The following is a 13,312-nucleotide window of genomic DNA, read 5'->3' as shown; positions in this document are numbered from 1 at the left end:
CTCGAAGGAAAAGAGGGGAACACCGGCCCGTAGATCTGGTGCGGAATCAGGGTTTCCGCGCGACCCCGACCGCCACGATGCGCTGCGCGACCGTCGGCTCGCCCAGCAGCGGGCCGTCCGGCCACCATTCGACCACTGGCACGATTTCCGCCGGTTTGTTCGGCCCGCTCGGGATCAGCTCCAGGTCGTGGAACAGTTCCTTGATCTCGGCGCGGGTGCGGGACGAAACGTCCTTCATCGACCCGTTGTGGACCGATTCGATGATGCCCTGCACGGCCTCGTCGTCCTCGGAGCCGTCGTGGGCGTCGAGGAGATGCGAAATCGCCACGTACGAACCGGACGGGAGCCGGTCGATGAATTCCTTCGTCACCTTCGCTGGCAGCTCGCGGTCGCCGGTCTGGTGGTGCAGCGCGAGCAGGAACAGCACCGCGATCGGCTGGTTCCAGTCGAGGTGCTCGTTGACCGTCGGGTGGTCGAGAATGCTCGGCGGGTCGAAGAAATCGGCCTGGATGTATTCGGTGAATTCGTTTTCGTCGAGCAGCGCGCGTCCGTGGCTGGCCACCACCGGGTCGTAGTCGACGTAGACGACCTTCGTCTGCGGATCGGCCCGCTGCACGATCTGGTGCACGTTCTCCGAGGTCGGCATGCCGGAACCGCAGTCGATGTACTGCCGGATGCCCGCGTGGTAGGCGAGGAACCGGCAGATCCGGGTCATCAGGTGCCGGTTGACCCGGGCGGTTTCCGCGATGTCCGGCATCACGCGGGCGGCTTCCCGCGCGACCTGCCGGTCGATCTCGTAATTGTCTTTCCCGCCCAGCAGATAGTCGTAAACGCGGGCGGCGCTCGACTCGTTCGGGTTGACCCCCGGCGGTGCGTTGAGTGCGTCGGACACGACGCGTACCTCCCGCGTGTTGACACGGTGATAGATGCCGTACCGAGAGTAGCGGACTTCCCCGAGGCTGCGAAACCGGTTCGGCTATGCCTCCCGGAGGGCTTTCCCCAACGCGCTGACCAGCTGTTCCAGCACCGGCTCCGCCGCGCCGAAGGTGAGCCGGACGTGCGTGCCCGGGGCGTGCAGATCGGCCCCGCGGATCGCCGTGACTCCGTTGCGCAGCAAGGCCCGGTCGATGTCGTCCGGGCTGCCGCCGAGCCGTCCGCAGTCGGCGAGCAGGAACGCGCCGCCGCCGGGGCGCACCGGGGCGGGCAGGCCGACGGCCGCGATGCCGTCGCACACGAGGTCGCGTTTCCGCTGGTACGTCGAATGCTCCCGGTCCAGCCAATCGCGCGGCCCGGTGAGGGCGGCGGCCGCCGCGTATTGCGCGACCGCGCCGCAGCACACCGCTTCCCACTGCAGGCGGCGTTCCATCGCGTCGACAATTTCCGCCGGCGCCAGCACATAGCCGATCCGCCAGGTCGCGAGCGCGAAGTACTTGCTGAGGCTCGCGACGGTGATCAGGTGCGGCCATTCCCCGGACAGTCGCTCGATCGGATGGTGTTCGTTCTGGTCGAAGGCGAAATGCCGCCACGAATCATCGGAGATCACGACCAGGCCGTGGCGGGCGGCGAGACCGACCACCGCGGCGACAGTTGCGGCATCGGGGAGGTAGCCGGTGGGATTGACCGGATTGCACAGAAGGAGAGCACGGCTGCGGGAAGTGACCGCGGCGGCCATGGCGTCGAGATCGAAGGTCCAGTCCTTTCCGGGCGGGACGTACACGGGCGCCGCGCCGGATTCGCGGATGGCTCCGTCGAAGAAATACGCCGGGGTCGGCACGATCACCTCGTCGCCGGGTTCGAGAACGGTCCGCAGCACCAGGGAAAGCCCGTGCTGCGCGCCGTGCGTCACCAGCAGCCGGCGCTCGGGGTCGACGCCCGGGCCGTGCTCCGCGGCGATGGCCGCGCGGAGTTCGGGAAGTCCCCGGCTGTCGCGCGGGTCGGGTTTGCCCATCGCCTCGCAGACCGCCTCGCGCACGTGCGCGGGCATCGGCAGGACCGGGGCTCCGACGAGCGGGAGCATCGGGACGCCGGTCTCGCGGGCCCGGTCGCGAGCGCTCAACGCGCCGAGCGCCGGGACGTCGCGGGAAGCGGGGAGGGCCCAGGAAGTCGAGCTGCTTCGCGGCATGACTCCAGCTTCGCACACTGAGATATCAATTACAAGAGTAGATATCTTTGAGGGGGACCAGTGAAGCGCTTGTGCCATATCAACCAGCCGTACTGGTATTCTGAACGCGTGTCCGACATCCACGACGTCCTTTCCGGCACGACGCACATTCCCGCGTTGCTGCTGGTCGGCAAGGACGAATCCGGCCTCGACCGGACCAGCCAGGCATACCGGGCGATCCGCCGGCAGATCATCGATCTGACCCTGCGGCCCGGCAGCAGTTTCACCGAGACCTCGCTTGCGCAGCAGTGGCAGATCAGCAAAACGCCGGTGCGCGAGGCGCTGGCCCGGCTGCGCCGCGACGGGCTGGTCAGTGCGCTGCCGCGTGCGGGCTACAGCGTCAGTTCGATCACGTTGCAGGACACCGACGATCTGTGCGGCCTGCGGTCGCTGCTGGCCGCCGAAGCGGCCGCGGAAGCGGCGCGCAACGGCATTCCGCCGGCGGCGCTCGAACGGCTCGAAATCCTCTCGAAAATCTCCGCCGATTACGTGGCGGGCGAGACGAAACCCGACGACTGGCTGCCGATCGGGATCGAATTCGAGGCCATCATGGCCCATTTCAGCGGCAACAACCGGCTCGTCAAATCGCTCGTCGACGTGCTCGACGAATTGGAGCGCGTGCTGCGGCTGGTGCTGATGATCGCTCCGGACGTCGCGAGCCCGCCGGGCGAACTGCGCGCGATTTTCGAGAGCCTGTGCGACCGGGACCCGGAGGCGGCGCGCAGGTCGATGCAGGCGCGGTGCGAGCGGGTGCGCCGCGACGTGCTGCAGGTGCTGACCAAGAGCACGTCGGTCAGCCGCGCGAACATCGAAATCCCGTTGAATTGAACCGGTGCGGCCCGGGGAGCGCGTTCTCCCCCGGGCCGCGACCCGGTCAGACCGCGGTCGGGAAGTGCAGGCTCGCCCCCTCCGGGGATTCCGGCCAGCGGCTGGTCACGGCCTTGGCGCGGGTGTAGAAGGCGACGCCCTCGGGGCCGTGCATGTGGTGCGCGCCGAACAGCGACTGCTTCCAGCCGCCGAACGAATAGAACGCCATCGGCACCGGGATCGGGACGTTCACGCCGATCATCCCAACCTGCACCGACCGCTGGAACTGCCGCGCCGCCCGGCCGCTGCCGGTGAAAATCGCGGTGCCGTTGGCCCAGTCGCTCGCGTTGATCAGGTCGATCGCTTCGGCCAGCGAATCGACGCGCACGACCACGAGCACCGGGCCGAAAATCTCGTCGCGGTAGATGCTCATTTCGGGGGTCACGCTATCGAAAAGTGTTGGCCCGACGAAAAATCCGCCCTCTTCGACGGTGACGTCCCGTCCGTCGACCACGAGTTCGGCGCCCGCGGCGACCCCGGCGTCGAGGTAGCCCCGGACGCGCTCCAGTGCTTCCGGCGACACGACCGGTCCCATTTCGGACCCCGGCGTCAGCCCGGGACCCACCTTGATCGCCCGCGCCTTTTCGCCGATCAGCTTGACCAGCGGTTCGGCCACGTCGCCGACCGCGACGGCGACGGAAATCGCCATGCACCGCTGGCCAGCCGATCCGTACGCGGCGGAAACCAGGTGCTCGGCAGCGTTTTCGAGGTCGGCGTCGGGCAGGACGACGGCGTGGTTTTTCGCGCCGCCGAGCGCCTGCACGCGTTTGCCGTTGGCGGTCGCGCGCTCGTGCACGTACCGCGCGATCGGCGTCGAGCCGACGAACGACACGGCGGCGACGTCCGGATGGTCCAGCAACGCGTCCACCGCGACCTTGTCGCCGTGCACGACGTTGAAAACGCCGTCGGGCAAGCCGGCCTGGGCGTAGAGTTCGGCGACGAAGTTGGCCGCGGAAGGGTCGCGTTCGGACGGTTTGAGGACGAACGTGTTGCCGGTCGCGATGGCGATCGGGTGCATCCACATCGGGACCATGGCGGGGAAATTGAACGGTGTGATGCCCGCGCACACGCCGAGCGGCTGCCGGAACGAAAACAGGTCGATACCGGTCGAAACCTGGTCGGAGTACTCGCCTTTGAGCAACTGCGGGATGCCGCAGGCGAAATCGACCACTTCCAGGCCGCGGACGAGTTCGCCCTTCGCGTCCTCGAACACCTTGCCGTGTTCGGCAGAAACGATCCGGGCCAGTTCGTCGAGGTGCTTTTCGACCAGCGTGCGGAACGCGAACATGAGCCGCGACCGGCGCATGACCGAGGTGTCGGCCCAGTCCGGCAGCGCGAGGCGCGCCGCTTGCACGGCGGCGTTGACGTCGGCGGGTTCGGCGAGCAGCACTTCGGCTTGACGCTCGCCGGTCGCCGGGTTCCACACCGGCGCGGTCCGGGTCGAATGACCGGTGGTTTCCCGGCCGCCGATGCGGTGTCGGATGGTGGGGTGCACGAGAGAACTCGCCTTCTGGTGAGGAGCGGGCGCAGCGTCGGACGTCGATGCTGCGGTCTGGCAAGGGTTTCGGCGCGGGAAACCTCAGACGATGAGGTCGCCGCCGTTGATGTCGATCGCGGCGCCGGTGACGTAGGCCGCCCGGTCGGACGCGAGGAACGCGACGAGTTCCGCGACTTCCCAGGGCAGCCCGGCGCGCGGCACGGGGAACGACCGGGTGGCTTGGTCCAGCGCCGCCGCGGAAAGCAGGCCGCGGACCATCGGGGTGTCGATCAGGCCGGGACAGACGGCGTTGACCGTGATCCCGTCCGGGCCGTAGTTCTTCGCGAGGTGCCGGGTGAGGCCCAAGACGCCGTGCTTGGCTGTCGTGTAGTGCGCGCCGCCCGCGGTGCTGATCGTTTTTCCCGCCGTGGAAGAGAAATTGACGATCCGGCCCCAGCCGCCGGCGCGCATCGCGGGCAGGGCGCGCTGGCAGCACAGGAACGTTCCGTGCACGCTGACCGCGAGCACGCGATTCCACTCGGCTTCGGTGATCTCTTCGAACGCCGTCGGTGGTGCGATACCGGCCGCGTTGACCAGGATGTCGAGCCGGGATTGCTCGGCCAGCACCGCGTCGAACGCGCGGCCGACCCGGTCCGCGTCCGTGACGTCGACCGCGATCGAGCGGAGCCGTTCCACCGGAACCGACAGCGTCGCCGCCAGTTCCTCGACGTCTGGTGCGGCCGGGTCGAACACCGTGACGGTCGCGCCCCGGCTGGTCAGCGCGTGCACTGTCGACAGGCCCATCCCGCTCGCGCCGCCGGTCACGATCGCGACGCGGCCCTCGAGTTCGCGGCTGTCGATGCTGGTCGGAGCACGGAGGCCGGCGTCGGTGCTCATGCGGCGGCCACCAGGTCGCGCACCCGTCCGAATGCGGCGGCCGCCTGTTCGAGGTGTTCGCGCGTGTGCGCGGCCGAGACCTGGACACGGATCCGCTCTTCGCCGGCCGGGACGACCGGATGCGAGAGCGCGAAGACGAGGACGCCTTCCCGCCGCAGCGCCGCTGCCATCTCAACGGCGAGCGTTCCGCCGCGCAGCATCACCGGGACGATCGGGTGTTCGCCGGGCAGCACCTCGTAGCCGAGATCCCGCAACGCGTTCCGCATCCAGGAAGTGTTGGCGGACAAGCGTTCTCGCAGCTCCGGGCGGCTGGCGGCGAGCCGGATCGCGGTCAGCGCGGCAGCCGCCAGCGGGGGTGCCATGGCGTTGGTGAAGATGTACGGCCGCGAAACCTGGCGCAGGGTTTCGGCGACCACGCGCGGCCCGGCGACGAAGCCTCCGGCCGCGCCGCCGAGTGCTTTGCCGAGCGTTCCGGTGACGAGGTCGACCTCTCCGACCAGCCCGAAGTGCTCGGCAGTGCCTCCGCCGAGCACCCCGGTCGCGTGCGAATCGTCGACCAGCAGCACCGCGTCGTACCGCCGCGCCAGTTCGACGAGCTGGGGGAGCGGGGCGAGGTCGCTGTCCATGCTGAACACGCCGTCGGTCACGATCAACCGGTGCCGTGCCTCCGAGCTCTCGCTGAGATATCGCTCCAGCTCGGTGAGATCTGCGTGGGCGTAGACGCGCCGCCGGGCCTGCGACAGCCGGATGCCGTCGATCAGGCTGGCGTGGTTGAGCGCGTCGCTGAAGATCACGTCGTCAGGGCCGAGCAGGGCGGCGAAGACGCCGAGGTTCGCGTCGAAGCACGAGCCGTACAGCACGGCGTCCTCGGTGCCGACCAGCTCGGCGATGGCCGCCTCGAGTGCACTGTGGACACTCCGGGTGCCGCAGAGCACGCGGCCGGCGGCCACGCCGAGTCCCTGGTCAAGCATCGTTTCCCGGGCCGCGGCAAGGACTTCCGGGGACCCGGCGAGACCGAGGTAGTCGTTGGAGGCGAGGTTGACCAGCACCTCGCCGTCCACGCCCACCGTCGGGCCCTGCGCACCGGAGACCACGAGGTCGCGCCGCGCCCGGCGGCCCTCGAGTTCGGTGCGGAGCCGGTCCAGCAACGCCGTGTTCACGCGGTGTCTCCTCTCCATTCGGCGCAGGACACGACCTCGAATCCCCGGCTGGGGAAGACCTTGTCCAGCAAGAAGTCGTTGACGTCCGGGTCGCCGTCGGCGCATCCGTCGCGCAGCACCGTCACCCCGTAGCCGCGGTCCGCCGCGTCGTAGCAGGTGGCGGTGACCATCGCGCTGGTCGCCACTCCGGCGACCGCGAGGTCGCGGACGCCCCGGGCGCGGAGCACGAGGTCGAGGTCCGTGCCCGCGAACGCGCTGGCGCGGCGCTTGAGGACGACGACGTCTTCCGGGGCGACCGGCAGTGCCAGTTCGGTGCCCGGCGAGCCCTCGTGGAACGCGTCCCCGGCGTCGAAGAACGAGCGGTACAGCGCGCCGTGGGGAAGGTCGGTTCCGTTGTCCCGCATGGCGAAGTGCACGAAGACGACGAGCACGCCGGCCTTCCGGGCCCGCGGCAGCAGGCCGGAGAGCGGAGGCACGACCCCGCGGGCGAACGGGTAGCCGTCCGTGATGCCCCGCTGGATGTCGCCGACGATCAGTGCAGTGGTCATGAAAGGTTCCCGTCCAGTCGTTCCATCCGCCGCCCCGTGGTGAGCAGGGCGGTCAGTCCTGCCGACATGATGATCGCGATCGCCAGCAGCGCATAGGTGAAACTCCCGGTCGCCGACGCGACCGCGCCGGTGAAGTACGGGCCGATGAACCCGCTGAGGTTGCTGACCGAGTTGATCAGCGCGATCCCGGACGCGGCGGCCGCGCCGGTCAGCCCGATCGCCGGGATCCGCCAGAACTGCGGCATCGCGGTGAGGATTCCGGAGACGCTCAGACAGACCGCGATCACGAACAGCGGACCGCTGCTGGTGAACGTCGCCAGCAGCAGGCCGACAATACCGAGCGCCATGGGGATGGCAGTGGCGGTGACTGCCGTACGACGGGCCGCGAATCGGGCCCACACCAGCAGCGCGAGCAATGCCACCGCGTACGGGATCGCGGACAACAGGACGCTGCTGACATCTCCGGCGCCGCCGATGCTGTGCGTGATGGACCGCAGCATGGTCGGCAGGAAGAACTGGAGCGGGTAGAGCCCGAACGCGATGGCGAACCAGGTCACGGCCATGACCCAGACGCGGCGGCTGGTCAGCGCCTCGCGCAGGCCGGAAAGCGCGCCGTAGGCCCGGTGTTCCTCGGCTTCCGCGGCCAGCGTCGCCTCGATCGCGGCCTTCTCGTCGTCGTCGAGCCAGCGGGCGGTGGCCGGGCGGTCGGGCAGGAAGACGAAGACCAGGATGCTGACCACCACCGTCAGGAGGCCCTCGACGAGGAACAGCGACCGCCAGCCCGCGATGCCGAACAGCTGCTGGCCCCATTCGAGCAGCGCGGCGGCCAGCGGCGAGCCGATGATCGAGGACACCGGCGTCATCAGGAAGAACGCCGACAACGCCCAGGACCGCTGGCGGCGCGGAAACCACAGCGTCAGGTAGAGCAGGATCCCGGCGGCGAGCCCGGCCTCGGCGAACCCGAGCAGCAGCCGGGCCAGATACAGCGTCGCGGCCGAGTTCACCGCCGCGGTGGCCGCGGTGACCAGGCCCCAGGTGATCATGATGCGCGCGATCCACTTCCGCGCGCCGAACCGCCGCAGCGCCAGGTTGCTCGGCACCTCGACGAGGATGTAGCCGATGAAGAACAGCCCGGCGGCGAGCCCGATCTGGCCGGTGCTCAGGTGCAGGTCGCGCGACATCGGGGCGGCGAGGTAGCCGACGTTCGCGCGGTCGATGTAGCTGGCCACGTAGGCGAGCCCGACCAGCGGGATGATCCGGAGGCCCGCTTTCCGCCAGGTGCGCGGTGCGACAGTGCTCCGGCCGGCGGCGACATGGGAACTCATGGCGAAGTCCGATCTGTCGGGGAATGGGAGTGGTGGTATGTCAGCGCGTCCCGCCGCGTACAGCAGCGGTGGCGGCCAGGTCGATCCCCCCGTCGTCGATGACGACGCCGTAGTCCCGGGCGGCCCCTTCGCGGGTGACCTTGCCGTCCAGGACGTCTTCGAGCACCCGTTCCGGTTCGCGGCCGAACGGGTGTCCGTGCCCGCCCCCGCCCGCGGTCACGTGCCGGTGCCGGGACCCGGCGGTCATGGTGAAGTGCGGTTTGGACTCCAGCACGCGTTCGCCCGGACCCCCTTGGTCGAGGACGTTGAGCGACGGCGTTCCCGGCGCGCCGCCGTCCAGCCCGTACGGCAGGAACTTCCGCCGGTCGGACCGGATCTGCACGCTGGCTTCGGGGGCCAGCAGGGTCATGTCGCGGAACGTCGCGAGCCCGCCGCGCCAGCGTCCCGCGCCGCCGCTGTCGGGCAGGTAGCCGTAGCCGTCGATGCGGAGGTGGCCGGAGCGTTCGAGTTCCTCGACCGGCGTGTTGGTCAGGTTCGCGCCCAGCGAGCTGATCCCGTCGACGCCGTCGCGGTCGGGCCGGGCGCCCCACGCGCCGGCGAGCGGATCCCACAGCACCATGGATTCGCCGTCCGGTCCGACGAGCCCGATCGCGATGCCGTCCGGACCGCCCTCGCCCGCGGCGGGCACCCGGTCCGGGAACACCGGCGCGAGCGCGCCGAGCACCGCGTCGATGATCCGGAAACCGACCAGCCCGCGGGCCCCGCGCGCGGCCGGGCGCTGTCCATTGAGGATGGACGCTTCCGGGATGACGAAGCTGAACGGCCGGTAGAACCCGCTGTTCGCCGGGATGTCGGAGGCGAGGACGCCTTGCAGCGCGGCGTAGGCGGCGGAGCGGGTGAACGATTCGGTCGCGTTGAGCGCGGAGCCGACCTGCGGCGAGGAACCGGTGAAGTCGAGTTCGATCCCGGCGTCCGACAGCGTCGCCTTGACGCGGATCGGGATCGGTCCGGAGCCGAGTCCGTCGTCGTCGATGTGGTCGGTGAACTCGTACGTGCCGGGCACGGCTTCGGCGAGCGCGGCGCGCAGGAGGGTTTCGGAGTAGTCGAGCAGTTCGTCGATCAGCTCGGCCAGCCGTTCGACGCCGTGCCGCTCGGCGAGGGCGCGCAGGCCTTCGGCACCGGTATGGCAGGCGGCCAGCTGGGATTCCAGGTCGCCGCGCAGGAGTTCCGGTTCGCGGACGTTGCGCAGCAGCACGCGCAGGAAGGTTTCGTTCGTGGCGCCCGCGTCGATCAGCCGCACCGGTGGGATCTGAATTCCCTCGGCGAAGATATTAGTGGACTGGACTGCCATCGACCCGGCCGCCCAGCCGCCGACGTCGGTGTGGTTGACGACGGTGACCGCGAAGCCGAGCAGCGTTTCCCCGGCGAACACTGGGGAAACCGCGAAGATGTCCGGCAGGTGCATGCCGCCGAGCGACGGGTCGTTGAGCAGGTAGAGGTCGCCAGGCCGCACCGAATCGCCGAACTCGGCGAAGATCGCCTCCATCGCGTCCGGAATGGACCCGAGATGTACCGGCAGCGTGTTGGCCTGCGCGATCACCCGGCCGCGGGCGTCGCACAACGCGGCGGAGAAGTCCATGCTGGACGCGACGAGCTGCGAATGCGCGGTGCGCAGGATGGTGATCGCCATTTCGTCGGCGATCCCGGTGACGGCGTTGCGGAAGACCTCGAACGTCACGGCGTCGCGGATCATGCGGCACTCCAGGTGATCACGATGTTGTTGAACCGGTCGCGGTACGCCTGCGCGCCGGGCGGGACGAGGGTGGTGGCGTCCATGTCCTCGATGATCATCGGCCCGGCGGTCGGTTCGGCGCCGAGCGCGGACCGGGTGAGCACCGGGGCGGAAACTGTTTCGGCGAAACGGCATTCGCGCGTCTTCGGGGCCTGGGTCTCCGTCTCCGGGAGCGCCAGTACGTCCGAAATGGACATCGGGGTGGGCTGCCTGCCGCGCACGCGGAGGTTCACCGGCTCGACCAGGTCGTCGGTGCCTGCCCGGCCGTAGGTGCGCTTGTGCTCGGCGTGGAACCGGGCGCGGGTTTCGGCGAGCAGTTCCTCGGTGAGTTCGCCGTCCGGGACGCGGATCCGCAGTTCGAAGCGCTGTCCGCGGTAGCGCATGTCCAGCAGCCGGTCCACGACCGCATCCTCGCCGAGTTCCTCCCGCACCTTCGCGGACAGCCTCGCGAACTCCTCGGCCAGCGCTGGTATCTCGGCGAATTCGGCGCGGTAGGGCGAGAGTTCGTGCTGTTCGGTGTCGGCGACCAGCAGGCCGAGGCTGCTGAAAAGCCCGGGGTGCACCGGCACGAGCACGGTGTCGATGCCCAATTCGCGGGCCAGCGCGGCAGCGTACAGCGGGCCCGCGCCGCCGAACGCGACCATCGTGGCCTCGCGCGGATCCCTGCCGCGCTCGCTGGTCACCGCTTTGACCGCGGTTGTCATACTAGAAACGGCGACCTGATATGCCCCGCGGGCGGTCCCTGGGATGTCATCCCCGAGCTGTTCGGCCACTGTGGACAGTGCCTTTTCGGCGAGGTCCGGGTGAATCGCGACGCGGCCGCCAGCCAGCGACTGTGGGCTGAGATATCCCAGCGTGACGTTGGCATCCGTCAGGGTTGGCAGTTCGCCGCCCTGGCCGTAGCAGGCCGGGCCCGGCCGCGACCCGGCGCTCGCCGGTCCGACATGGAGCGCGCCTGCCGGGTCGACGGAGATGATGCTTCCGCCGCCGGACCCGACCTCGGCGATGTCGATCGACGGCGCCCGCACCGGGTAACCGGCCCCGGAACTGAGCCCGCGTGCCACGTTCATTCCGCCGCCGACCTCGTAATCCGCCGAGACGAACGGTTCCCCGTGCTCGATCAGCGAGGCCTTCGCCGTGGTTCCGCCCATGTCGAAAGCGACCACTGTGGACAGACCGATCAGCTGCGCGAGCTTCTGCACCGCGGTGACCCCGGCGGCCGGGCCGGATTCGATGATTTGCACCGGCCGTTGCGCGACCGAAGCGGCATCGAGCAGACCCCCACTGGACTGCATGACCAGCAGCGGCGCCTGGACGTTTTCGGCGCGCAGTCCTGCTTCCAGCCGCGTGAGGTAACCGTGCACCGCCGGGCCGACGTACGCGTTGACCGTCGCCGTGCTGGTGCGCTCGAATTCGTGCGGCTGCGGGGAAACGTCGACCGACGCGGTCACGTAGACGCCTGGCAGTTCGGCGCGCAGCAACTCGGCGACTCGCCGCTCCTCGTCCGGCCGGACGTAGGAATTGAGCAGGCACACGGCGATCGCTTCGATGCCGTCCACACGCAACTGCTCGGCCAGCGCCCGGACCTCGTCCGCGTCGGTCGCGGGAGCGAGCTGTCCGTCGGCGGTGATGCGCTGGTCGAGTTCGTAGCGATTCCTCCGGCGCGCCAACGGTTGCGGCTTCGACCAGGACAGGTCGTACAGCGCGGGACGCCGCAACCGCCCGATTTCCAGTACGTCGCGGAAGCCGCGGGTGGTGACCACCGCGGTCCGGACGCCGCTCATCGACAGGATCGCGTTGGTGGCGACGGTCGTGCCGTGCAGCATCGCGACGACGGACTCCGGCTTCGTTCCGGCGGACGACAGCACCGCGGTCGTCGCCGTCACGACGCCCGCGCCGTAATCGGGCGGCGTCGACGGCACCTTCATCGGGACGACCTCGCCGGCCGGGCCCAGCGCGATGACGTCGGTGAACGTGCCGCCGATGTCGGCGCCGACCCGCCAGCCGGCCGGTCGAGGATCGTGACTGCGAGGCACTGCGATCTCCTTCGTTCAGCGAGCGACTGGGATCACAGTAGGTCTGAGTTGAGATATCAGCAAGCAGCAGTTGCCATTTTTTAATCCAGAACTGGTCGTATCAGACGGTGACGGCAGGTATTGCTGAGGTGGCCGCTTGACGTGCGATTCGGTGCGTGGACCTGCTGGTTTGTGGCGGAACGGGCCGGTTGAGGGTTGGCGGTCGTCCGATGTGGTCGGTGGCGGCTGGTGGGTGAAGCGCTTGGCTGGGCGAGCTGGTTATGCGTCGAGGGCGAGCAGTGCGTCGAGCAGTTGCTGCGGAGTTTCGACCTGCGGCAGATGTCCGGTGCGGGGAAGCACGGTGAACGTCGCGCCCGGGATGGCGGCGGCGTAGGCCTCGCCGTACCGCGGGTCGGCGATGCGGTCGCTCTCGCCCCACAGGACGTGCACGGGGATCTGCGTTGTGCTCAGGCGTTCGGCAAGCGTCGGGTCGGTCATCGCCGGGCCGGTGTAGCTCACGAGGGCCAGGACGTCCGGGCTCGGACCGCTGCTGCCTGCTGGCGGGGTCGGCGCCTTGGCCGGGTCGTGGAACGAGAACTGCTGGATTTCCGCGACGGTTTTGCCGCGGACGTCGGCCAGCGGATGCCCGTCGACCTCGATGCCGATCCCGTCGACGACCACCGCGCGGCTGACCCGCGGGCTGTGCAGCAGCGCGATTTCCGCGGCCAGCCAGCCGCCGAAGGAGTTGCCGACCACGGTGACGTCCGAGAGGTCGAGGTGGTCGAGCAGTGCGACGTACGCCTTGGCCAGTGCGGGGACGTCGGTGAGTTCGGCGGCTTTCGGCGTGCCGTTGAAGCCGGGATGGGTGGGCAGCAGGACGCGCGAGCGGGTGCGTTCGGCGAGCAGGTCGGCGAAACCGGCCATCGTCGCGACGCCGCCTCCGCCGTGCAGCAGCAGGAAGGTCCGGGTGCGGTCGTGGTCTTGGACGGTGATCTCGACCGGTCCGGCCGAGCGGAACTGGAGGGTCTGGGAGGAAGTCATATCAGGAACCTTAGATAAGGATGTTGAGA

The 13,312-nt window shown here is 69.4% G+C and carries 11 protein-coding genes; 1 reads left to right on the top strand and 10 read right to left on the bottom strand.

All coding sequences use genetic code 11. The features are described from left to right. Positions 1–46 precede the first annotated feature (46 nt). Together SSMG_RS29045 and SSMG_RS29040 are read right to left on the bottom strand one after the other, a co-directional pair. Entirely contained in the window at positions 47–892 is an 846-nt protein-coding gene (locus SSMG_RS29045; protein WP_009081926.1) for an SAM-dependent methyltransferase, read from the bottom strand. Positions 893–976: 84 nt separating this feature from the next. Continuing rightward, positions 977–2,122, bottom strand: a complete 1,146-nt coding sequence (locus SSMG_RS29040; protein WP_009081924.1) for a pyridoxal phosphate-dependent aminotransferase — start codon at positions 2,120–2,122, stop codon at positions 977–979. Positions 2,123–2,230: 108 nt separating this feature from the next. Between SSMG_RS29040 and SSMG_RS29035 the strand changes: the two genes are divergently transcribed. Next, positions 2,231–2,989 carry a GntR family transcriptional regulator gene (locus tag SSMG_RS29035; RefSeq protein ID WP_009081922.1) on the top strand — a complete coding sequence of 253 codons (759 nt, stop codon included), beginning with the start codon at positions 2,231–2,233 and terminating at the stop codon, positions 2,987–2,989. A 46-nt stretch (positions 2,990–3,035) separates the two neighbouring features. Here the strand turns inward: SSMG_RS29035 and SSMG_RS29030 are convergent, their stop codons facing one another. The 8 genes from SSMG_RS29030 to SSMG_RS28995 all read right to left on the bottom strand — a co-directional run bounded on the left by SSMG_RS29030 (position 3,036) and on the right by SSMG_RS28995 (position 13,283). Then, positions 3,036–4,511, bottom strand: a complete 1,476-nt coding sequence (locus SSMG_RS29030) for a CoA-acylating methylmalonate-semialdehyde dehydrogenase (protein ID WP_286157072.1) — start codon at positions 4,509–4,511, stop codon at positions 3,036–3,038. 96 nt (positions 4,512–4,607) lie between these two features. Continuing rightward, the gene (locus tag SSMG_RS29025; RefSeq protein WP_009081918.1) at positions 4,608–5,402 is read right to left on the bottom strand and encodes an SDR family NAD(P)-dependent oxidoreductase; all 795 of its coding nucleotides are present in this window, start codon (positions 5,400–5,402) and stop codon (positions 4,608–4,610) included. Next, complete coding sequence (locus SSMG_RS29020) at positions 5,399–6,562, bottom strand: glycine C-acetyltransferase (protein WP_037715189.1); 1,164 nt, start codon at positions 6,560–6,562, stop codon at positions 5,399–5,401. The genes SSMG_RS29025 and SSMG_RS29020 overlap by 4 nt, the downstream gene beginning before the upstream one ends. Continuing rightward, entirely contained in the window at positions 6,559–7,110 is a 552-nt protein-coding gene (locus tag SSMG_RS29015; protein WP_009081914.1) for a cysteine hydrolase family protein, read from the bottom strand. The genes SSMG_RS29020 and SSMG_RS29015 overlap by 4 nt, the downstream gene beginning before the upstream one ends. Beyond that, entirely contained in the window at positions 7,107–8,435 is a 1,329-nt protein-coding gene (locus tag SSMG_RS29010; RefSeq protein ID WP_009081913.1) for an MFS transporter, read from the bottom strand. Before SSMG_RS29010 ends, SSMG_RS29015 begins: the two co-directional genes overlap by 4 nt. Positions 8,436–8,475: 40 nt before the next feature. Next, the gene (locus tag SSMG_RS29005) at positions 8,476–10,188 is read right to left on the bottom strand and encodes a hydantoinase B/oxoprolinase family protein (RefSeq protein ID WP_009081911.1); all 1,713 of its coding nucleotides are present in this window, start codon (positions 10,186–10,188) and stop codon (positions 8,476–8,478) included. Beyond that, the gene (locus tag SSMG_RS29000) at positions 10,185–12,263 is read right to left on the bottom strand and encodes a hydantoinase/oxoprolinase family protein (protein ID WP_009081910.1); all 2,079 of its coding nucleotides are present in this window, start codon (positions 12,261–12,263) and stop codon (positions 10,185–10,187) included. Before SSMG_RS29000 ends, SSMG_RS29005 begins: the two co-directional genes overlap by 4 nt. Before the next feature lie 258 nt (positions 12,264–12,521). Then, entirely contained in the window at positions 12,522–13,283 is a 762-nt protein-coding gene (locus tag SSMG_RS28995; RefSeq protein ID WP_037715186.1) for an alpha/beta fold hydrolase, read from the bottom strand. Positions 13,284–13,312: the final 29 nt, after the last annotated feature.

Origin of the sequence: Streptomyces sp. AA4 (assembly GCF_000158875.1) — a bacterium.
In the GTDB taxonomy this organism is placed as follows: Bacteria; Actinomycetota; Actinomycetes; order Mycobacteriales; family Pseudonocardiaceae; genus Amycolatopsis.
Note: the sequence above shows the minus strand (reverse complement) of the source record. Positions and strands in the feature narration are given on the sequence as shown.

Coding starts and splice junctions, on each gene's coding strand:
- SSMG_RS29015 (WP_009081914.1), bottom strand. CDS start 7,110: ATGACCACTGCACTGATCGTCGGCGACATCCAGCGGGGCATCACGGAC.
- SSMG_RS28995 (WP_037715186.1), bottom strand. CDS start 13,283: ATGACTTCCTCCCAGACCCTCCAGTTCCGCTCGGCCGGACCGGTCGAG.
- SSMG_RS29005 (WP_009081911.1), bottom strand. CDS start 10,188: ATGATCCGCGACGCCGTGACGTTCGAGGTCTTCCGCAACGCCGTCACC.
- SSMG_RS29025 (WP_009081918.1), bottom strand. CDS start 5,402: ATGAGCACCGACGCCGGCCTCCGTGCTCCGACCAGCATCGACAGCCGC.
- SSMG_RS29040 (WP_009081924.1), bottom strand. CDS start 2,122: ATGCCGCGAAGCAGCTCGACTTCCTGGGCCCTCCCCGCTTCCCGCGAC.
- SSMG_RS29010 (WP_009081913.1), bottom strand. CDS start 8,435: ATGAGTTCCCATGTCGCCGCCGGCCGGAGCACTGTCGCACCGCGCACC.